This window comes from Burkholderia sp. 3C (assembly GCF_054589155.1).
The window spans coordinates 90,542-110,758 of record NZ_BAAILN010000125.1; the positions used below are offsets into that span (position 1 = coordinate 90,542).

The window sequence follows — 20,217 nt, forward strand, 5'->3', positions numbered from 1 at the left end:
GGTGCGCGCCAGGCGGCGCGCCGGTTTCAGCGTGCTTCGCCCTTCCACATCTTCAGCAGCAACGCGTTCGTGACCACGCTCACGCTCGAGAACGCCATCGCCGCGCCCGCGATCATCGGGTTCAGCAGCCCGGCCGCCGCGAGCGGCACGCCCACCAGGTTGTAGACGAACGCCCAGAACAGGTTCTGACGGATCTTGCGATAGGTGCGGCGCGAGATGTCGATCGCGGCCGCCACCAGCGCCGGATCGCCGCGCATCAGCGTGATGCCGGCCGTATTCATCGCCACGTCGGTGCCGGTGGCCATCGCGATGCCGATGTCGGCGGCGGCCAGCGCCGGCGCGTCGTTGATGCCGTCGCCCACCATCGCCACCACGCCGCCCTGCGTGGCGGCCTTCAGTTCGCCGATCACGCGCGCCTTGTCGTCCGGCAGCACCTGGCTGTGCACTTCGTCGATGCCGAGTTCGCGCGCGACGGCCGCCGCGCTGCCGCGGTTGTCGCCTGTCACCAGCACCGTGCGGATGCCGAGCGCCTGGAGTTGCGCGATCGCGTCGCGTGCGCCGGGCTTCACCGTGTCGCCGAAACCGATCAGCGCGAGCGCCGCGCGCGGCGCGTCGAGCCGCATCAGCCACGACACCGTGTTGCCGGCCGCTTCGAGTTCGGCGGCGCGTGCGCCGGCCGCGCCCGGAACGTCGATCTCCAGTTCCGCCAGCCAGCGTGCGCTGCCGATCGCGTAGCGCGTGCTGTCGACGCGGGCTTCGACGCCGCGTCCGGCCACGGCTTTGGCGTCGCTGACGTTGCCGGCGTTGTCGACGCGATCGGTTGCCGTTTCGGCGTCGAACGCCGCGACCAGCGCTTGCGCCAGCGGATGATCGCTGCGCCGCTGGATCGCCGTGGCGATCGCGAGCGCGTCGCCGCGCGCCGTGCCGATCGCCTCGAAGGCGGTGACCGACGGCTTGCCTTCGGTCAGTGTGCCGGTTTTGTCGAACGCCACCACCTCGATGCGTTGCGCGAGTTCGAGCGCGAGCGCGTCCTGGATCAGCACGCCGTGCTTCGCGGCCACGCCGGTGCCGGCCATGATCGCGGCCGGCGTGGCGAGCCCGAGCGCGCACGGGCAGGCGATCACCAGCACCGCCACGGCGTTGAGGATCGCCGTTTCGGCCGGCGCGCCGGCCAGCAGCCAGCCGGCGAACGTCAGCAGCGCGAGCGCGAGGATGGTCGGCACGAACACGGCGCTGACGCGATCCACCAGGCGCTGGATCGGCGCCTTTTCCGCCTGCGCCGATTCGACCAGCCGGATGATGCGCGACAGCGTGGTTTCCGCGCCCACGGCCGTGGTTTCCACCGTCAGCGCGCCTTCGGCGTTGATCGCGCCGGCCGTCACGCGGTCGCCGGCCGATTTGGCGACCGGCAGGCTTTCACCCGTGATCAGCGATTCGTCCACGTGCGACGCGCCTTCGACGATCGTGCCGTCCACCGGGAAGCGCTCGCCGGGCCGCACCGCGACGCGCGAGCCGACGCGCAGCGCGGCCAGCGGCACCTCGCGTTCCGTGCCGTGCTCGACGAGCCGTGCTCGCTCGGGGCGCAGCGCGTTCAGGGCGCGGATCGCGTCGGTGGTCTGGCGCTTCGCGCGCGCTTCGAGCCATTTGCCGAAGCGCACCAGCGTGACGATCACCGCCGCCGCCTCGAAATACAGATGTTCGGCGTGACCCGGCGCGCGCAGCAGTTGCCAGACGCTGAGGCCGAACGCGGCCGAGGTGCCGAGCGCGACGAGCAAATCCATGTTGCCGGCGCGGGCGCGCACGGCGTGCCACGCGGCCCGGTAGAAGCGCGCGCCGAAGCCGAACTGCACCACCGCCGCGAGCGCGAATTCGAGCGGCACGGGCAGTATCAGCGACGCGCCGAACAGCGCCGCGACCATCGGCGCGACGAGCGGGGCGGTCAGCACGGCCGAGCCGATCAGCAGGAGCAGGTCGCGGCGGGCCTCGGCGGCCTTGCGTGTTTCGCCACTCGGGCGGGGCGCGGACGACGGCTGGGCGTCGGCTGGCGTGGCGGCGGCCGTCGCGGTGGCGCGGTAGCCGGCCTGTTCGACGGCGGCGATCAGTTGCGCGGCCGACAGCGACGCGTTGCCGCTGACGCTGGCGCGTTCGGTGGCGAGGTTGACCGAGGCGCGGGACACGCCGGGCACTTGCGCGAGCGCCTTTTCGACGCGGCTGGAGCAGGACGCGCAGGTCATGCCGCCGATATCGAGTTCGATCGGTTGGGGTGTGGCGGCGGCGGTGCCTGGGGCCGCTTCGGCGGTTTCGTCGGGCGTGGCGCGATAGCCGGCCTTTTCAACGGCGGCGACCAGTTGCGCGGCCGACAGCGACGCGTTGCCGCTGATGCTGGCGCGCTCGGTGGCGAGGTTGACCGAGGCGCGGGACACGCCGGGTACTTGCGCGAGCGCCTTCTCGACGCGGCTGGAGCAGGACGCGCAGGTCATGCCGCCGATATCGAGTTCGATTGTCTTCGTGGAAGGTGCTTCGGCTTCCGGTGCGACGTTCGCGACCTTCTTCGGACGCGGTTTCGGCATCGGTACAAACGTGACGGCAACCGGTGCGGGTTCGGGCTTTGGTGGTTCGGCTTCGATGGCGGACGTTGCCTTGATCGCGCCGACCGCGTCGATTCGTTCAGCCGGATAGCCGGCCGCGGTTGCGGCGTCGATCAGCGCTTGGATATCGGTTTCAGCACCGGGAGCCAGTTCGACCGTGGCTTGCGAGGCGGCCAGATCGACTGTCGCCTGAGCCACACCCGGTACTTGCGCGAGTGCCTTCTCGACACGGCGGGCACAGCCTCCGCAAGTCATTCCGCTGACGTGAAGCGTCAACGGAGCGGGCGCGATTCGTTCAGCCGGATAGCCGGCCGTGGTTGCAGCATCGATCAGCGCTTGGATATCGGTTTCAGCACCGGGAGCCAGTTCGACCGTGGCTTGCGAGGCGGCCAGATCGACTGTCGCCTGAGCCACACCCGGTACTTGCGCGAGTGCCTTCTCGACACGGCGGGCACAGCCGCCACAGGTCATGCCGCTCACGTTGAGCGTGACCGGAGGTGTCACGGGCGCAGCGGGTGTCGCAGCCGCCACCCGCTCGCGCACCTCCGCCCGATATCCGGCCGCCGCCACCGCCTCGACCAACTGCCCCGCATCGACATCCGGGGACGCGCTGACCGTGGCGGAATGGCCCGCCAGATCGATTTGCGCGGCATGCACGCCCGGCACCTCGGCCAGCGCTTTTTCGACGCGGCGCGCGCAGCCGCCGCAGGTCATGCCTTCGACGCCCAGCTCGGTGGTGTCGAAGGCAGCGGGATGGGACAGATCGTTCATCGTGAAATCCGGTCAAGCGCGGCCGAAGCCGACAATGACCGAAGTATCAAGCTTCCCATGATGGGAAGGTCAAGCGTTTTATCGACGAATCGGCAAACCGACGAATCGGCAAACCGACGAATCGACAAACCGAGGCCGACGCCCCTCAGTCGCCCAGTTCGCTGAGGAGCGAGATATGCAGCGGCTCCGCCAGCAGCGGTTTCACGGTTGCCGCGAACGCCTGGAAATGCGGCGTGCGCTCGTGCTGGGCGATCGCGTCGCGGTCGCGCCAGCGTTCGATGAAGACGATCCGGTCGGCGCGATCGGTGTCGCGGTAGGGGATGTAGGCGAGGCAGCCGGCTTCCTCGCGGCTCGGGCCGGCGACGCGTTGGGCGGCTTCGGCGAGCGCATCGCCGGTGCCCGGGGCACCCTGCAGAACGGCGACCAATTGAATTTCGGATGACATCGTGTGAACTCCTGACAAGGGATGGAAATGCCGACAAGCCCGATTCAGCCTAACAAGGCCTCGAGCCGCAAGCTGTGCGAACGGCCGATCCAGACGGCCGAATCGCGATGGTCGCGCAGCGCGTCGCCGGTGTTCGGGTGGACGAACACGTCGAGCGCGCCGTGGTTCAGCGCCAGCCAGCCGAGTACGGGCGTCAGCTCGGCGCCTTCGAACGCCAGTTGATACGACCACATCGGATGCGGGCCGACCGGGCGCTCGTGAAAGCGGCCGATCTGCACGCGCTGGCCGAGCTGTTCGCCGATCGTCTCGCGCAAGGCCCAGGCGGCGTCGCGGCTCGCGGCGTCGAAGTAGATATGCGCGTGCCAGCTCGTGATGCCGGCGGGATCGAGAAGAGTCATGGGCGGATAGGGAGAAGGAAGCGAACGCTCATTGTGCGCGATTTCGCCGATGGCTTCCTTCCGGCGCCCAGCGGCCGCGCCCGTCGCGCGCTGCTTCGAGCATGCGTGTGCTTATTTCATCAATCGGTATCGTTTTCATCGGATTGTCGTGTTTTTAGGATGCAATGCGCTTCGACCCCGGATAAGGTGTGCATTCACACTGTTTTTGTTGCAATGCGCGCGGTACGATGCACGCCGTTCGACGCGTCGAATGCAGCCCGCCACACGCTACGAGGAAGACCCGCGCGTATCGGCTGCCGGTCAACATGTGCAGCCGGAACAGGCTGCGCCGTGCGCCCAAACCAATGACAATCTCTCGCCAAATTTTTGCCGCCCGGCTCAGCGCCGGCGCGGCTGCCGTTCTCGTGTTGCTGGCCGGCTGCGCTTCGCAGCGGCAGCAACAGCCTGACGTCGTCGCCAGCAAGACGGGCTGGATGCGCAGCGAAGTCGCCGATTCCTATGTGTATGCCTACCCGCTCGTGATGATGGATGTCGCGCGGGAGGCCGCCACGTCCGGCGGGGGCGCGACGCCCTACAACACGCTGCGCTACGACGCCGCGCTGCCCGCGCCCGGTGCGATCAATCCGCCGCTGCCGGGCGTCGATACGCTCGATGCGAGCGGCTGGCTCGACGTGAGCGCCGAGCCGGCGATCGTATCGCTGCCCGACGCGCGCGGCCGTTATCTCGACGTGCGCGTGCTCGACATGTGGACCAACGTGGCGTGGTCGTCGGGCGCGGATACGGTCGGGCGCGGGCAAACGATTGCCTTCGTCGGCCCCGATTTCCACGGCACGCTGCCGGCCAACGTGCGGCGCGTGGACCTGCCGTCGCAGTACGCGTGGATCGGCGTGCAGGTGCGCACCGGTGGTGGCCGCGATCTGGCCGAAGCGCGGCGGCGCCAGCACGCGGTGCGCGTGACGCCGCTGTCGGCCTATTCGGCGCGGCCGTCGCGCGCCGAGGCGAAGGCCGCGAAGGATGCCGCCAGGCTTGCGGATACGCCGGCCGATGCCGCCACGGCGGCTACCGCGGCCGATCGCGTTGCCGCGCTCGACGCGAAGGCGTTCTTCTCGCGCTTCGCGGCCGCGCTGCACGACAATCCGCCGCCGCAAGCGGACCCGCACGTCGCGCAGGTGCTCGACGAGATCGGCTTGCAGCCCGGCACGACGGTGGACTGGAGCGGCGAGAAGCTGGCGGCGGCCACGCGCGGCGTGGAGGATGCGCGCACGCGGTTGACCGCGCCGCCGGCGAACGTGCTGTCGGCCGACGGCTGGCACTGGCTCGGCGGCGACGCCGGCCATTACGGCCAGGATTACGCGTTGCGCGCCTACGCGGCGGCCACCGGCTTCGGCACGGGCACGCGCGACGACGAAACGGTGGCGGTGGTAGCCGCCGACAACGACGGCAACACGCTGAACGGCGCGAACCGCTACGTGCTGCATTTCGCGTCGCGCGACCTGCCGCCGGTGCGCGCGTTCTGGTCGCTGACGCCGTACACGGCCGAGGGCGCGTTGCCCGATGTGGGCAAGGCGCGCCGCTCGATCGGCGGTTACGACCGGCTGCAGCGCAACCGTGACGGCTCGGTCGACATCGTCGTGTCGGCCGCTTCGCCGGGCCGCGCGCATGCGGCGAACTGGCTGCCCGCGCCGCGCGCCGATTTCCGGCTCGCGTTGCGGCTGTATGCGCCGAAGCCGGAAGCGACCGATGGAACGTGGCAGCCGCCGGCGGTGATCAAGCGTTGAGGGGTGCCGTTCCGCGCACGAGAAATCAATTCGCCTCGAGGCCGCGAAGGGCTCGCCGGATGTTGCCCGGTCCGTCGTGCGTGGATCGACTGCATGGCCTCGCTGGAGACCATCGCTATGTCCATACGCTGCGCGGCAGGCAGGGCCGCGCCACGATGCTAGGGCGTGTCCTGCTGCAACCGCAGGCAACCGCCAGCCTGCGGGCGAGCCACGCGCCGCACGCCAGCCCAAGCCCCGCATCTTGACCCGCGCCCTCTTCATCTGCAGCCGCAACCGGCTGCGCAGCCCTACCGCCGAAACCGTGTTCGCCGGACGTCCCGGCGTCGAAACCGATTCGGCCGGCCTGGCGCCCGATGCCGACACACCCGTGTCGCCCGAGCATCTCGCCTGGGCCGAGATCGTGTTCGTGATGGAACGTTCGCACAAGGCAAAGTTGTCGAAGGCGTTTGCCGTGCACTTGCGCGGCAAGCGTGTGGTCTGCCTCGATATTCCGGACAACTACGCGTACATGCAGCCCGAGCTGATCGCGCTGCTGGAGCGCAAGGCCGGGCCCTTGCTGCGGCCGTGATCTCGATGGCCGCGCATTAATTGCCCGCGCCCGCCGCCATGCTCGCGATCATCCACGCCTTCAGTGCCGCCGCGCTCGGCGGCAGCGCTTCCGTGCGCGGATGCACGAGGTAATAGCCGTTCGGCAACGGCAGCGCGGCGTCGAACGGCTCGACCAGCGTGCCTGCCGCCAACTCCGCTTCCACCAGCACCGGGCTCGTCAGCACCACGCCTTGCGCGCGCACGGCCGCCTCGATCGCCATCAGCGATTGATCGAACTGGATGCCGGCGATGGCGTCGATTCCAGCGTCGTCGAGCGGGCCGAAGCGCGCCAGCCACGCGTGCCAGTGCGGATGCAGCGTGTTGTGCAGCAACGTGGCGGCAACGAGGTCGCCGGGGCGCTTGAGCTTCAGGCGCTTCGCATAGGCGGGGCTGCAATAGGCGTGCGCCGCATCGGCGCAGAGCCGCTCGACCGCCAGATTGGCGTCGATGCCATCGAAGTGACGCACGGCCAGATCGACACCATCGAGTTCGAAATCAACGATCGCGACCGACGTGGACAGGCTCAACGCGATGCCTGGATGCGCCTGCAACAGGTCGGCCATGCGCGGCGCGAACCACTTGGCGGCGAAGCTCGGCGGCATGGAAATCCGCAGGCTGTGGTTGCGGCGCTCGCGCACGCGCCGGCTCGCCTGGACGATTTCCGCGAGCGCGGGCTGGATGCGCGCGAAATAGGCGCGCCCCTCGGCGGTGGGCGTGACCTGGCGGATCTGCCGCACGAACAGCGCGATGCCGAGCCAGTCCTCCAGCTTCTGGATCTGCTGGCCGACCGCCCCCGGCGTCACGCTCAACTCCTGCGCGGCAAGAGTAAAACTGCCCAGGCGCATCGCGGCTTCCATGGCTACCAAGGCTTTCATCGGCGGAACGGGTTTCATGATGAAGTTTTTCTATGTCATGGCGGAATTTATATGGTTTGTACCGCATCGGCGCAATCCCGACAATCCGGAGCACGACAATCCTTCGAACCCGCCGCCATGAATCCCGCTTATCTCGCCTTCGTCGCGCTCGGCCTCATATGGGGCACCAACTTCCTGTTCATGAAGTGGGCGAGCGTGGATATCTCCACCATGCAGATCGTGTTCCTCCGCACATTGTTCGGATTCCTGCCGATCCTGGTCGCGGCACTGATCCGGGGCGATCTGAAATGGCGACACCTGCGCCACGCGCATCATTTCCTCGTGATGTCGCTGCTGGCCACGGTGATCTACTACTACGCGTTCGCGAAGGGCGCGGCGCTGTTGCCTTCGAGCGTGGCCGGCATGTTGAGCGGGGCGATTCCGGTGTTCGCGTTCATCGCCGCGTGGGCGTTGCTGCGGCAGGAACGCCCCACGGCGCGGATGTTGATCGGCATCGCCTGCGGTTTCGCAGGGGTCCTGATGATCGCGCAGCCGTGGCGGGCGCACGGTGCGGGCGTGAACCTGGCCGGCGTGGCGTATATTGTGGCCGGCTCGTTCAGCGTGGGCTGTTCGTTCGTTTATGCGCGCCGGTATTTGTCGGGCCTCGACCTGTCGCCGCTGGCGCTGTCGACCTGGCAGATCGGCTTCGCGCTGGCGGTGCTGAGCGGCGTGACCGATTTCCACGGCATCTCGGCCATCGAGCACGACACGCGCGCCGCGCTCGGGCTGGTGCTGGGCCTTGGGCTGACCGGCACGGGCGTGGCCTACATCCTGTATTACTTCATCGTCGGGCGGCTCGGCGCGGTGGCCGCGTCGGGCGTGACCTACATCCCGCCGGTCGTGGCGCTGGTGCTGGGCGTGTCGATCGGGCACGAGACGGCGCAGGTGCTCGATCTGGCGGCGATGGTGGGGATCTTCGCGGGGGTCTATCTGCTTCAGCGCGGCAAGCCGCGCGCGGCGGCGCAAAACGGCGCTGCGGGGCATCGCGCACAAGTGCGATAGAACGACGAAGCACGTGCCGATCGCGGTCGCTTTCGGCTTGCAAAGCTCAACCGGCCGAACGCGCTTCCTCATAAGCCCGCCTGAGCCGGCCCGCTCCTTCCTGAATGTCCGCCACCCCCGGCGCGGCGAACGAGAAGCGCAGCGCATGCGGATCGACCTGGTCCGCATAGAACGCCTTGCCCGGCACGAACAGCACCTTGTTCTCGATCGCGCGGGCCAGCAGCGCGTCGGCGGCCACGTCGGCCATGCGCGCCCACACGAACATGCCGCCCTGCGGTTCGTGGAACGCCACGGCCTCGCCGAGCTGCGCGCGCAACGCGCCGCACAGCGCCTCGCTCTTGCGCCGATAGGCGGCCGTGATGCGCGGCAGGTGGCGATCGAGCGCGCCGTCGGCCAGATATTCGGCGGCGGTGGCCTGCGGCCACGGCGCGCTGCACAGGTCCACCGTCTGCTTGGCCACCACGCAGCGGCGCGTGATCTCGGCCGGCGCGACGCTCCAGCCCACCCGCAAGCCCGGCGCGACGATCTTCGAAAGGCTCGCGAAATGCACGATCCAGTCGCGCGAGCCGGGCACCTCGGCACTGAGCGCAAGCATCGACGGCAACGCCTCGCCCGAAAACCGCAGGTCGCCGTAGGGGTCGTCCTCGACGATCACGAAGCGGTGTTGCGCGGCAAGCTTCAGGAGTGCGATGCGACGCGCGCGCGACAGCGTGGCGCCGGTCGGGTTGGCGAAGGTCGGCACCGTATAGAGCAGGCGCGGCGCCGCTACCGCGCCCGAATCGAGCAGGGCGGCCAGCGCCGCCACATCGAGGCCGTCGCCGTCCACCGGCACGGTCACGATTCGCGCCTGCTGCAAGCGCAGCGCCTGCAGCGTGGCCGGATAGGCCGGCTGCTCGGTGAGCACCACGTCGCCGGGGCCGACCAGCACGCGCAGCAGCAGGTCGAGGCCCTGCTGCGAGCCGGTGGTGACGAGCAATTCCTCGGGCGCGCAGGCCGCGCCGCGCTGTGCCATCAGCTTGAGCAACTGCTGCTTCAGCTCGGGCAGGCCGTCGGTCGGGCCGTATTGCAGGCAGCGCACCGGCGTGCGAAACGCGCGCGCCGACGCCTCGCCGAGCCCCTCCACGTCGAACAGGTCGCTGGCCGGGTAGCCGCCCGCGAAGGAAATCATGCCGGGCACGCTCAGGTACTTGAACAGCTCCCGGATCGGCGAGCCCGTGGGGTGTTGGAACGGCGCGGTGAATGCGTACATGTCGGTCGATCAGGAAGGCGGGTGGGGAAGGCTAGACGACGTTGCGCTCCACGATCGGGCGGTTTTCGAGCACGCGTGCCCAACTGAGCGACGACAGGTCGAGCGAGCCGTAGCGGCCCGACAGGATCAGCTCGCTGACGCCGCGCCCGGTGGCCGGCCCCTGCTGCAGGCCGTGGCCGCTGTAGCCGTTGGCGAACACGCAGTTGTCGATGTCGGGGTGGTAGCCGATGATCGCGTTGTGATCGAACACGTTGTATTCGTAGTAGCCGGACCAGCAATTCTCCACGCGCAGCGCCTCGAATTCCGGCACGCGATGCGCGAGCGTCGGCCAGATCACGTCGTCGAACAGCGCGTGATCGACCTCGTCGAGCGGCAGGTCGTCCGGATCGTTGTCGGGCGACGGCGAGGTGCCGGTGATGTAGGTGTTGCCCTCGGGGCGGAAGTACACGCCGGTCGGGTCGATCAGCAGCGGGCTGTGCGCCAGGCGCGCCGGCGACGACACGTTGAAGATGCTGCGGCGGCGCGCATGCACGGGGATCTCGATGCCCATCAGGGTGGCGATCTTGCGGGCCCAGGCGCCGGCCGCGTTGACCAGCGTGTCGCACGCGTAGCGTTCGCCCTTGGCGTCCACCACGTGCGTGACCTTGCGGCCGTCGAGCACGAGGCCCGTCACGTCGGTGGCCACGTAGCGCGCGCCGAGCGCCTGCGCCTTCTTGCGCAGCGCCTGCACCAGCCCGTAGCCGTCGAACCAGCCTTCGCCGCTGCGGCCGTAGGCGCCGGCGGCGAGGTCGTCCACGTTGAGCCAAGGGAATTTGGCCTTCAGCGCGTCGGCGTGCATCAGGTCGATGTCCGCGCCGAGGCTTTGCTGGAGCGCGTGGTTCTCGCGCAGGATGGCTTCGCCGGCCGGCGTGGCGAGGAACAGGTAGCCGCCTTCGTGCAGTTCGATCTGCGGACGGTGGCCGTCCACTTCGAGCAAGCCGCCGATCTCGCGCAGGAACGCGATGCCGTACAGCGACATCTGGATCGACAGCGGCGTGGAGAACTGCTGCCGGATCGACGCGGCCGACAGCGCCGACGACGAGCGCGCGTAGCTCGGGTCGCGCTCGATCACGGTAACGGACACCGTCGGGTCCGACGCACGCAGGAAATACGCGATGGAACTGCCGATCACGCCGCCGCCAACGATAACGACTTGAGAACTCACGTCTGGCTCCACATTGGAGAATTCAGGATGACTGATGATTGCATCCGGATCGATCGATGAAAATGCTGAATGGCGATGGAGCGGATGGGGTTGGAGGGGGCGTGCGGCGTCCCCCTCCAGCCGGGCTGTCGACCCGGCGCGGCTGTTTAGTCGAGGTTGAAATCGATGCCTTGCGCGAGCGGCAGCGCCGACGAATAGTTGACCGTGTTGGTCGCGCGGCGCATGTAGCCCTTCCACGCATCCGAACCCGATTCGCGGCCGCCGCCGGTTTCCTTCTCGCCGCCGAATGCACCGCCGATTTCCGCGCCGCTCGGGCCGATGTTGACGTTGGCGATGCCGCAATCGCTGCCCGAATCGGACAGGAAGCGCTCGCTTTCGCGCAGGTCGGTGGTGAACACGCACGACGACAGGCCGTGGTGCGCGGCGTTGTTCGCGTCGATGGCGTCGTTGAACGTGCTGTACTTCAGCACGTAGAGGATCGGCGCGAAGGTTTCGGTCAGCACGATATCGGTTTGCGACGGCATTTCGACGATCGCCGGGCGCACGTAGAAGCCCTTCTCGTTGCCGGCCACCGTGTGACGCTCGCCGCCGAACACCTTGCCGCCCTGGCTCTTGGCCTTTTCGAGGGCGGCCTGCATGCGATCGAACGAGGCTTCGTCGATCAGCGGCCCCATCAGCACGCCCTGTTCGAGCGGGTTGCCGATCACGACCTTGCCGTAGAACGTCTTGAGGCGCTCGACCGCCGTGTCGTACACGCTCTCGTGCACGAACAGGCGGCGCAGCGAGGTGCAGCGCTGGCCGGCGGTGCCGACCGCCGAGAACACGATGCCGCGCAGCGCGAGTTCGAGATCGGCCGTGCCGGTGACGATGCCGGCGTTGTTGCCGCCCAGTTCGAGGATCGAGCGGCCGAAGCGGCGCGCCACTTCCACGCCCACCGCGCGGCCCATTTCGGTGCTGCCGGTGGCGCTGACGATGCTCGAACGCGGGTCGGACACCAGCTTCGCGCCGACGTCGCGGCCGCCGTTGATGACGGCGGTGAGGCCGGCCGGCGCGTCGCCGAATTCCTTGAGCGCATCCTGCAGGATGCGGTCGACGGCCAGCGCGGTCAGCGGGGCCTTTTCCGACGGCTTCCAGAGCACCGCGTTGCCGCACACCAGCGCGAGCGCGGCGTTCCACGACCACACGGCGGCCGGGAAGTTGAACGCCGAGATGACCGTGCAGACGCCCATCGGGTGCCAGGTTTCCGCCATGCGGTGGCCCGGGCGCTCCGACGAGATGGTCAGGCCGTAGAGCTGGCGCGACAGGCCCACCGCGAAATCGCAGATGTCGATCATTTCCTGCACTTCGCCCAGGCCTTCCTGCAGGATCTTGCCGGTTTCGAGCGTGATGATGCTGCCGAGCGCCTGTTTCTGCTCGCGCAGCTTGTTGCCGAGGATGCGCACCAGTTCGCCGCGGCGCGGGGCCGGCACCTCGCGCCAGGCCTTGAACGCTTCGTGCGCCTTGGCGAGCGCGGCGTCCACGTCGGCCACCGATTGGCTCGCGACGCGGCCGACGAGTTCGCCGTTGATCGGCGAATGCACGGCGATGTCGCCCGCTTCCGCGAGATGGGCAATGTCCAGCTTGGAAAGAATGGTCGAAGGCGTCACGGTATCAATCCTTGTGTTTCCGATAGGAGAAATGAGTAAGCTTGGAAACTATACACGCGCGTTTCGGGCGCGACAACGCGCCATAAAACGCGGCTTCGCGCACCCGATTGCTTCGCATCGGTAACAAAAAAATGCAGGTGCCGTGCATCAGTTCGCCGCTCGAGTGGTCACGGGCGCCCAGGCGCCGTTCTTGACCTGATAGAGCGTCGAGCTGGGGTTCTTGAGATCGCCGCCGGCCGTGAAGCCGATGGTGCCGGTGATGCCGTTGAAATCGGTCGATTTCAGCGCGGCGTTCAGGTCGGCCGGCTTGGCCGAGTTCGCCTTCTCGATCGACGCGATCGCGATGTAGGTGGCGTCGTAGGCGAACGGCGCGTAGGCCAGCATGTCCATGCCGAATTTCTGCCTGAACTTTGTTTCGAACGCCTTGCCTTTCGGGCGCGTGGCGAGCGGCTGGCCGTATTCCCACACGGCCGCGCCTTCGGCCGCGTCGCCGGCGATCTTCAGGAAGTTCGCGTCCATCACGCCGCCGCCAGCCAGGAACTGCGCCTTCATGCCGAGCTGGCGCATGCGCTTGACGAGCATCGCGGCCTGCGTGTCGAGGCCGCCGAAGAACACCAGGTCGGCGTTCGCGCCCTTCATCTTGGTCAGTTGCGCGCTGAAATCCACGGCCTTGTCGTTGGTGAAATCGCGCGCGACGATCGTGCCGCCCGCGGCCTTCACGGCCTTCTCGAACTCGTCGGCTTCGCCCTGACCGAACGCGGTGCGGTCGTCGATGATCGCGATGCGTTTGGCCTGGGTGACCGTGGCCGCGTAGTGGCCGGCGTTTCCGGCGTTCTGCGTGTCGGTGGCGATCACGCGATACACCGAGTTCAGGCCGCTCTGCGTGATGGCGGGATTGGTGGCGGCCGGCGTGATCATCGGAATGCCGGCCTTGGCGTAGATGCGCGAGGCCGGCAGCGTCGTGCCGGAATTGAAGTGGCCGATGACCACCGCCACGTTGTCGTCCACCAGTTGCTGCGCGGCCTGCACGCCGATGCGCGGGTCGCCCTGGTCGTCCTGCGGGGCCACCACGTATTTCACGGGCTTGCCGGCGACCTGCGGGTGGCGGGCGTTGGCCTCGTCCACCGCGAGCCGCACGCCGTTCTCGATGTCCTTGCCGTACGCCGCCGCGCCGCCGGTGAGCGGCGCCGCCACGCCGATCTTGATGACGGCTTCCTGCGCCTGGGCCGCGGCCGCGACGAACAGACCGGACAGGGCAATGGCGAGCGCGCGGCGACGAGTGCAAAAACAGAAGGGCATGGAAGCGTTCCTGATGCTGAGAGTCGATGATCGGGAGCGCCGCTCCCGGGCTTTCCGCTGCGCCAGCCCGTTCCCCGGCGAAGAAGTTGAGGCGATTCTCCAAAACCAAAACCGTGCGATCAAACGATATCTATTCGATACATGATGCGGTTTGATCATCAACCCTGGTATATCGGGCCTGAGCGGGGCACGTTCGCCGCGATTTTGCGGGTTCGGGACATACCCGCATGCGGGGCCTGTCGTGCGAGCAGCCTCGGCGTTCAAATCAATGTTTTCGCGCACCGATCTCCGGTACGATTCCGCTGCCTCGCCGGTTCGTTCTTCGCTGCGCCGCGCGCACTCAATCCGCCGCCCGACCCCATGAAATTGAGCTTTTCGCTAGCGAGACCGCTGCGCCTGCATCACCTGCGCTGCCCGTTCCCGATCGACTGGGCGCAGCACGCCGGGGTGCACGCAGTGGAGGCCGAAGCGGTACTCGCGAAGCGCGCGCACGGGCCGGGCTGGCGCATTCCGGCCGAGACGCTGTTCACGGTTTCGTTGACGCCGGGCGAGGACGGTTGTGCGTCTGGCACATTAACTCTGGAATCCTGCCCGGCCGGCGCGCTGCTCGGTGGCCCCGATTGGGGTGCATTGCGCGAGGCGTTCGCGGCAGCGGACAGCGCATCCCGCAACGCGTCCTGCATTCCGTTCGGCAGGACGCTCGCGCAGCAGATGTTTCTGTGGCCCGGCCACGCGTGGGCCTTGAGCGAGGTATCGCGCGAGCTTGGCGTGGAAAGCCGCGCCGTGCGCATGCGCTTGTTTCGCGAGGCTTACAGCTTCGCCTCGACGCTGCGGCGCTGCCGAATGCTGCGCCTGCTGCTGCAAACGCTGGCGCACGATATCTCGGTGGTCCTGGCGACGGACCCGCGCACGCCGTCGAGCCGGCGTCGGCTCGACGCGATGTTCGATGCGCAGTACCAGGCCAGCCTGTCGACGATCGCGACGAGCCGTGCATTCACGGGCCGCTGTTTCGGATGGGAAACGGGGTGGGCTCGGTCAGGCAAGACGGTGCTGGCGCAATGGTAGTATTGGAAACAGCCCCGAATTTCACCTACCTTCGTTTCCCCGCATGGACACCCCTGCCCTGAAGCCCGTAGAGAGCGCGTCCTCCGCACTGGGCAAGCGCGTCAAGGCCGCCCGCCAGCATCTCGACTACACGCTCGAAGCCGCCAGCCGCGTGTGCGGCGTGTCGCGCTCCACGTTGTCGAAGATCGAGAACGGCGCGATGTCGCCCACCTTCGACGTGTTGCAGAAGATCGTCCACGGCTTGCAAATCGATCTCGGCGAACTGTTCGGCTCGACGCCGAAGCCGCGCGCGAGCGGCCGCCGCGCGGTCACGCGCAAGGGCGAGGGCCAGCCGCATTCGGCCGGTTGCTACGAGATGGAGTTGCTGGCCACCGAACTGGCGCAGAAGTCGATGTATCCGTTCCGGATCCGCATCACGGCGCACTCGCTCGACGCGTTCGCCGAATGGGGCCGGCATGAAGGCGAGGAATTCCTGTTCGTGTTGAGCGGGCAGGTTTGTGTGTATTCCGAACTGTATTCGCCGACCGTGCTCGAAGCGGGCGACAGCATCTATTTCGACAGCCGCACCGGCCACGCCGCCGTGTCCACCAGCAAGCAGGACGCCGAAGTGCTGTGGCTGATCAACGAAGGCGGCGACACCGCGCCGTACAGCGCGGAAGTCAAATCGCCGGCCTCGCGCGGCAAGCCGCGCGCCTGAGCGGCGCCGGCCGCGCACCTTCTTTCCTTACCTCCCGCCGGCCGCTTCCTGCGCGGCGTTCGCCGTCATCTTGAAGATGCCGGTGGCGTTGCCCGCATCGAAGCGCAGGTCCGTTTCCCAGCGGCGTGTCTCGCGCTCGAAGCTACGCTTGCGCGTGATGAATTCGTAGAACGAGCCCGGCACCTTGCGCGTGACCAGCGCGCCGTTGGCGGCACGAAACGGGCGCTCCACGGTGTCGGCGCGATAGGCCGTCTGGAACACGCGGCCCGAGCGCGAGCGTTCCACCTCGGGCTTCATCGGCCGGCCTTTGGCTTTTTCGTCGTCGGACAGCCGGAACACGTCGGCCACGCGGTCGGTCGCGTGATTGAAGGCGTTGCCTTCGGTCGAGATCCAGGCCATTTCGGCCGATTCGAGCAGGATCGTTTCGTAGTCCGATTCTGACGGCACGTCGTGCTGGCGCGCGAACGCGCCGACGATCACCGGCAGCAGCGCTTCGGCCGCCTCGATCGGCAGCGCGCCGTCGCGCTCCAGTTCCGACAGTTGCGACACCGCGAGCGGCGTCAGCGGATCTTTCGAGGTACTGACGATGCGGGTGACCGCCTGCTGGAATTCGACCGAGAAGCGCTCCGGATGCAGTTCGCTGACGAAGAACTGCGCGATTTCGTCCGGTGCATCTTCGTGCGCGTAGGCGCGGCCCGTCATCTTGAGCTTGTCGAGCGGATAGCGTCCGTTCAGCTTGAAGCCGAGCGGGCGCAGGATGCGCGTGAACGCCGCCTCGCCCGGCGGCAGCGCGCCGTTTTGCGCCCAGCGCACCGTGCGCAGCGCGCCGTGATCGAAGAACACCGAGCCGCCGTTGGCGATCGTTTCGCGCGTGTAGATGCGGCCGTTTTCCGAGCGCTGCAGCAGATCCTCGAACAGCGCCATGTTCATGGCCTGCGCCAGTTCCGCGCGCGTGACCGTGCCATCTTCCCAATCGGCCAGCAGCGCCGGGGCGTTGAGGGTGGAGAACAGGGCGTCGGTCTTGTCCTGGCCGAGCAGCCGGGCCAGAAGCCGCTCTACATTCGCATTGCGCATCGCGTATCTCACAGTGCCGTTCCGCCTTTCGGCGAGGGAATCGAGGGGAAGGGGCGGCCCGCCGATGCAGGCCGAATCTTGCGTGATCAGCATTATTGAGGCGCTTGCATGCCTCGTAAAGCGAGATTAAATTGCCAGTTGATGACTTTTATGAACAACCATGCGCAAATTCAAGATCCCCAACCTCAGCGCGTTGATGGCCTTCGAAGCGGCGGCGCGGCATGAGAGCTTCACCTATGCGGCGAAGGAGCTGTTCCTGACGGAAAGCGCCATCTCGCGCCAGGTGGCCACGCTCGAATCGCAGATCGGCGTGCGCCTGTTCGTGCGCTCGAAGCAGCGCGTGGTGCTGACGCGGGCCGGGCGGCTGTACGCCACGCAGGTGCGTCGTTCGCTGGAGACGCTCGACCGCGACACGCTGTCGATCATCGCGCACGGCAGCGGCGGCGGGTATCTCGAACTGGCCGTGCTGCCCACCTTCGCGTCGCAATGGCTGATTCCGCGCATGAAGGATTTCAACGATCGCGCGCCCGACGTGCGCGTCAACATGGGCGTGCGCACCGAGATGTTTCCGTTCGAGGAAACCCACTTCGAGGCGGCGATCCATTACGGCAAGCCGAGCTGGCCGGGCACCACGTCCGATTACCTGTTCGGCGAGGAGGTGGTGCCGGTGTGCTCGCCCGCGCTGTTGAGCAAGCCCGTCAGGAAGCCGCACGAGTTGCTCAACTACCCGCTGCTGCATTCCACCACGCGCCCCGATGCGTGGCCGCGCTGGTTCGAGAACTTCGATATCAAGGATCCCTTGACGATGCAGGGCGTGCGCTACGAGTTGCACACCATGCTGATCGCGGGCGCGGCGGCCGGGCTCGGCGTGGCGCTGGTGCCGAAGTTCTTCGTCGAGGGCAAGCTGGAGCAGCTCGGCGTGGTGATTCCGTTCGATGTGACGTTTCCCGTGCAGTTTTCCTACTACCTTGTCTATCCGACCGAGTTGAGCCACGGCCGGCCGCTGGAGACGTTCCGGGGCTGGCTGCTGGAGCAGGCCGGCGCGTACAACGCCGTGAGCGGCTGACCGGGCCTGCGAAATTCGGGATGTCCCGATCGGATATTTTGTTTCTTATCGGAAATTGTTCGGCTAGGATCGGGCGAATCGTTATGACTCGTCGCGGCAGGCCATGGAAGACATTCTGGTGGTGGGCGCAGGGATCATCGGCGCGAACGCTGCGCTGAACCTGACGGCAAGGGGCTTTCGCGTTCACCTCGCGGACACCGGCGAGCCGGGGCGCGGGTGTTCGTTCGGCAATGCCGGCATCATCGCCGTCGATCACGTCGCGCCGCTGGCGAGCCCCGACACGCTCGCGGGCATGCCGCGCATGCTGTTGCAGGCCGACAGCCCGCTGAAGCTGCACAAGCGCGGCATCCCGAAGATGGCGCCGTGGATGGCCGCGTTCGCCCGGCAATCGCTGCCGACGAATTTTCGACGCAATACCGAATCGCTGGCCAGCATCGTGACGATGGCCGCGGCCGCCTGGCGGCGCTTGCTCGCGCAGCCGATCCTGAATGACCTGTATCGCGACATCGGCTCGCTCTACGTGTTCGAGAGGCCGGCCGACGCCGGGCAGGAGCGCCGGCATCTGCGCCTGCTCGATCGCCATGGCGTGGCCTACCGCAACCTCGACGCGGCGCAGGTTCGCCGCGACTACCTGCCGACGCTGACCGAGCGGATCAGCCACGCGCGGTATTTCCCCGGCATGGCGTCGATCACGAACCCGAGGCTGGCCGTGATGCGGATTGTCGATGCCGCCATCGCCGCCGGCGCGCGGTTCGTGCAGGCGCCCGTCAGCGAGATTCGCCCGCTGGCCGATGGCCGCGTCAGCGTACGCATCGGCGGCGACACGCGGCAGTTCGGCAAGCTGCTGATTGCGGCGGGCGCAAGCAGCGCGGTGCTCGCGCAAACGCTCGGCTTCCGGATTCCGATCACGCGAGAGCGCGGTTATCACGTCCAGCTTGCGCAACCGTCGGGGGCGGCGATTTCGGTGCCGGTCAGCTTCGTCGAGCGCGGTTTTACATGCAATCCGATGCAGGACGGCATCCGGCTGGCCGGCACCGTCGAGCTTGGGCCGCCCGAGGCGCCGGACTGGCGCCGCGCGGAGATGCTCGCGAGGCAGTTCGGCGCGCTGTTCCCGTCCGAGCCGCGGCCCGAGATCGCGACGCGCTGGTTCGGCGACCGCCCGACGCTGCCCGATTATCTGCCGATGATCGACGCATTGCCGGTGGTGCGGAACGTGTTCGTCGCCACCGGGCACCAGCATCTGGGCCTGACGCTCGGCCCGCTGACCGGCGAGCTGATCGCGCAGCGGATGGCCGGCGAGACGCCTGCCGTCGATCTGACGCCGTTCCGCGCCGGCCGCTTCTGATGGCGGTCATCGCTGGCGCGGGCCGTTCTTTTTCTTCTTCTTCCACGCGATCAAGGCAACCTCGATGAGTTCGATTCCCGTGTTCGACGCCGCGGCGACGGCGGCGCTGCTCGATTTCAAGACGCTCGTGGATGCGCTGGCCGAAGCCAGCGTGCAGCACGAGGCCGGCGAGATTCATTCGCCCGTGCGCGTCGGCGTGCCGCTCGGCGCGGATGGCGTGCTGCTGTCGATGCCGGCCAGCGCACGCGACGTGGCGATCCACAAGCTCGTGAGTGTCGCGCCCGGCAACGCGCAGCGCGGCCTGCCGACGATCTTCGGCGCCGTGACCGTGTGCGACGGCGAGACGGGCCGCCCCGAGTTCATCCTCGATGGGCCGACCGTCACCGCGCGTCGCACGGCGGCGTTGTCGATGCTCGGCGTGCGTGTGCTGCATGCGTCGCAGCCAAAGGCGATGTTGGTCGTCGGCACCGGGCAGCAGGCGCACGCGCATGCGCTGGCGATGGGCAACCTGTATCCGGCGGCGCGGCTTTGGGTGCGGGGGCGCAGTGCGGAAACGGAGGCGGCGTTTTGCGCGCGGCTCGCGCAGCAGGGCGTGATCGTGGCGGGGTTGGCTGGCGCGGCGGCGGGCGGTGGCGCGATACCGGACGAGGTCGATACGGTCGTCATGGCGACGACCAGCAAAGTGCCTGTGTATACCGAGGCTGCCAGGGAGAACCGGCTCGTGATCGGCGTGGGCGCGTTCACGCCCGATGCGGCGGAGATCGCGGCGCAGACGATTCGCGCGAGCCGCCTGTTCGTCGACGACCGGCAGGCGGCGCGCGCCGAGGCCGGTGACCTGATTCAGTCCGGCGCGGATTGGTCGCAGGTGGGCACGATCGGCGCGGCGGTGCGCGACGGTGTGGAAAAGGGCGGGGCGGTGGTGTTGAAGACGGTGGGGAGCGGGGCGTGGGACTTGGCGGCGGGGCGGGTGGCGCGAGGGGCTCGGCGAGTGACGTGAGTCAACATGGGTGTTTTTAGTGGTGCGGCGCGCTTGGGACACGCTTGCTTTTCCAAATTCCTTACCATAAAGTAAGGAGTAAAGGAGGTGT

18 protein-coding genes are annotated in these 20,217 nt (G+C 67.9%); 9 read left to right on the forward strand and 9 right to left on the reverse strand.

Annotated elements, in window-relative coordinates; translation table 11 throughout:
* Positions 1–26 precede the first annotated feature (26 nt).
* The 3 genes from ACYP33_RS25415 to ACYP33_RS25425 all read right to left on the reverse strand — a co-directional run bounded on the left by ACYP33_RS25415 (position 27) and on the right by ACYP33_RS25425 (position 4,202).
* Positions 27–3,359: a heavy metal translocating P-type ATPase gene (locus ACYP33_RS25415; protein ID WP_459624380.1), complete on the reverse strand. Its 3,333-nt coding sequence runs from the start codon at positions 3,357–3,359 to the stop codon at positions 27–29.
* 145 nt (positions 3,360–3,504) lie between these two features.
* Complete coding sequence (locus ACYP33_RS25420) at positions 3,505–3,804, reverse strand: putative quinol monooxygenase (RefSeq protein ID WP_414448850.1); 300 nt, start codon at positions 3,802–3,804, stop codon at positions 3,505–3,507.
* 44 nt (positions 3,805–3,848) lie between these two features.
* Positions 3,849–4,202, reverse strand: coding sequence for a DOPA 4,5-dioxygenase family protein (locus ACYP33_RS25425; RefSeq protein WP_414448851.1), 354 nt, complete (start codon positions 4,200–4,202; stop codon positions 3,849–3,851).
* 344 nt (positions 4,203–4,546) lie between these two features.
* Between ACYP33_RS25425 and ACYP33_RS25430 the strand changes: the two genes are divergently transcribed.
* On the forward strand, positions 4,547–5,980 hold the full coding sequence (locus tag ACYP33_RS25430) for a DUF1254 domain-containing protein (protein WP_459624381.1): 1,434 nt from the start codon (positions 4,547–4,549) through the stop codon (positions 5,978–5,980).
* Between the two features lie 241 nt (positions 5,981–6,221).
* Positions 6,222–6,548 (forward strand): low molecular weight protein tyrosine phosphatase family protein, encoded by a 327-nt coding sequence (locus tag ACYP33_RS25435; protein WP_459624382.1) that lies wholly within the window; start codon positions 6,222–6,224, stop codon positions 6,546–6,548.
* Positions 6,549–6,564: 16 nt separating this feature from the next.
* Here ACYP33_RS25435 and ACYP33_RS25440 read toward each other — a convergent pair whose 3' ends face one another.
* A complete protein-coding gene (locus ACYP33_RS25440; protein ID WP_414440432.1) occupies positions 6,565–7,461 on the reverse strand; it encodes a LysR substrate-binding domain-containing protein in 897 nt (298 codons plus the stop codon).
* Positions 7,462–7,560: 99 nt separating this feature from the next.
* Between ACYP33_RS25440 and ACYP33_RS25445 the strand changes: the two genes are divergently transcribed.
* Complete coding sequence (locus ACYP33_RS25445; protein ID WP_459624383.1) at positions 7,561–8,484, forward strand: DMT family transporter; 924 nt, start codon at positions 7,561–7,563, stop codon at positions 8,482–8,484.
* A gap of 46 nt (positions 8,485–8,530) precedes the next feature.
* On the opposite strand, the gene ACYP33_RS25450 is transcribed toward ACYP33_RS25445, so the two are convergent.
* The 4 genes from ACYP33_RS25450 to ACYP33_RS25465 all read right to left on the reverse strand — a co-directional run bounded on the left by ACYP33_RS25450 (position 8,531) and on the right by ACYP33_RS25465 (position 13,882).
* Positions 8,531–9,733, reverse strand: a complete 1,203-nt coding sequence (locus tag ACYP33_RS25450) for an aminotransferase-like domain-containing protein (protein WP_459624384.1) — start codon at positions 9,731–9,733, stop codon at positions 8,531–8,533.
* Positions 9,734–9,764: 31 nt separating this feature from the next.
* Positions 9,765–10,937, reverse strand: a complete 1,173-nt coding sequence (locus tag ACYP33_RS25455) for an NAD(P)/FAD-dependent oxidoreductase (protein WP_414440429.1) — start codon at positions 10,935–10,937, stop codon at positions 9,765–9,767.
* A gap of 146 nt (positions 10,938–11,083) precedes the next feature.
* A complete protein-coding gene (gene amaB / locus ACYP33_RS25460) occupies positions 11,084–12,583 on the reverse strand; it encodes an L-piperidine-6-carboxylate dehydrogenase (protein WP_459624385.1) in 1,500 nt (499 codons plus the stop codon).
* Between the two features lie 147 nt (positions 12,584–12,730).
* A complete protein-coding gene (locus ACYP33_RS25465) occupies positions 12,731–13,882 on the reverse strand; it encodes a branched-chain amino acid ABC transporter substrate-binding protein (RefSeq protein WP_414448858.1) in 1,152 nt (383 codons plus the stop codon).
* On the opposite strand from ACYP33_RS25465, the gene ACYP33_RS25470 reads away from it, so the two are divergent.
* Genes ACYP33_RS25470 through ACYP33_RS25480 form a run of 3 tightly spaced genes read left to right on the forward strand, consistent with a single transcriptional unit; the run spans position 13,881 to position 15,644 of the window.
* Positions 13,881–14,027, forward strand: coding sequence for a hypothetical protein (locus ACYP33_RS25470; protein WP_414448859.1), 147 nt, complete (start codon positions 13,881–13,883; stop codon positions 14,025–14,027). The genes ACYP33_RS25465 and ACYP33_RS25470 overlap by 2 nt on opposite strands.
* Entirely contained in the window at positions 14,024–14,947 is a 924-nt protein-coding gene (locus ACYP33_RS25475) for a hypothetical protein (RefSeq protein ID WP_459624386.1), read from the forward strand. Before ACYP33_RS25470 ends, ACYP33_RS25475 begins: the two co-directional genes overlap by 4 nt.
* A 43-nt stretch (positions 14,948–14,990) precedes the next feature.
* Complete coding sequence (locus ACYP33_RS25480; RefSeq protein ID WP_459624387.1) at positions 14,991–15,644, forward strand: helix-turn-helix domain-containing protein; 654 nt, start codon at positions 14,991–14,993, stop codon at positions 15,642–15,644.
* A gap of 27 nt (positions 15,645–15,671) precedes the next feature.
* On the opposite strand, the gene ACYP33_RS25485 is transcribed toward ACYP33_RS25480, so the two are convergent.
* On the reverse strand, positions 15,672–16,718 hold the full coding sequence (locus tag ACYP33_RS25485) for a 2-oxoadipate dioxygenase/decarboxylase family protein (RefSeq protein ID WP_459624388.1): 1,047 nt from the start codon (positions 16,716–16,718) through the stop codon (positions 15,672–15,674).
* A gap of 160 nt (positions 16,719–16,878) precedes the next feature.
* Here ACYP33_RS25485 and ACYP33_RS25490 point away from each other — a divergent pair, with 160 nt between their 5' ends.
* From ACYP33_RS25490 to lhpI, 3 genes are all read left to right on the forward strand, one after another.
* The gene (locus ACYP33_RS25490; RefSeq protein WP_459624389.1) at positions 16,879–17,784 is read left to right on the forward strand and encodes a LysR substrate-binding domain-containing protein; all 906 of its coding nucleotides are present in this window, start codon (positions 16,879–16,881) and stop codon (positions 17,782–17,784) included.
* A gap of 103 nt (positions 17,785–17,887) precedes the next feature.
* A complete protein-coding gene (locus ACYP33_RS25495; RefSeq protein WP_459624390.1) occupies positions 17,888–19,129 on the forward strand; it encodes an NAD(P)/FAD-dependent oxidoreductase in 1,242 nt (413 codons plus the stop codon).
* Between the two features lie 64 nt (positions 19,130–19,193).
* The gene (gene lhpI, locus ACYP33_RS25500; protein WP_459624391.1) at positions 19,194–20,126 is read left to right on the forward strand and encodes a bifunctional Delta(1)-pyrroline-2-carboxylate/Delta(1)-piperideine-2-carboxylate reductase; all 933 of its coding nucleotides are present in this window, start codon (positions 19,194–19,196) and stop codon (positions 20,124–20,126) included.
* Positions 20,127–20,217: the final 91 nt, after the last annotated feature.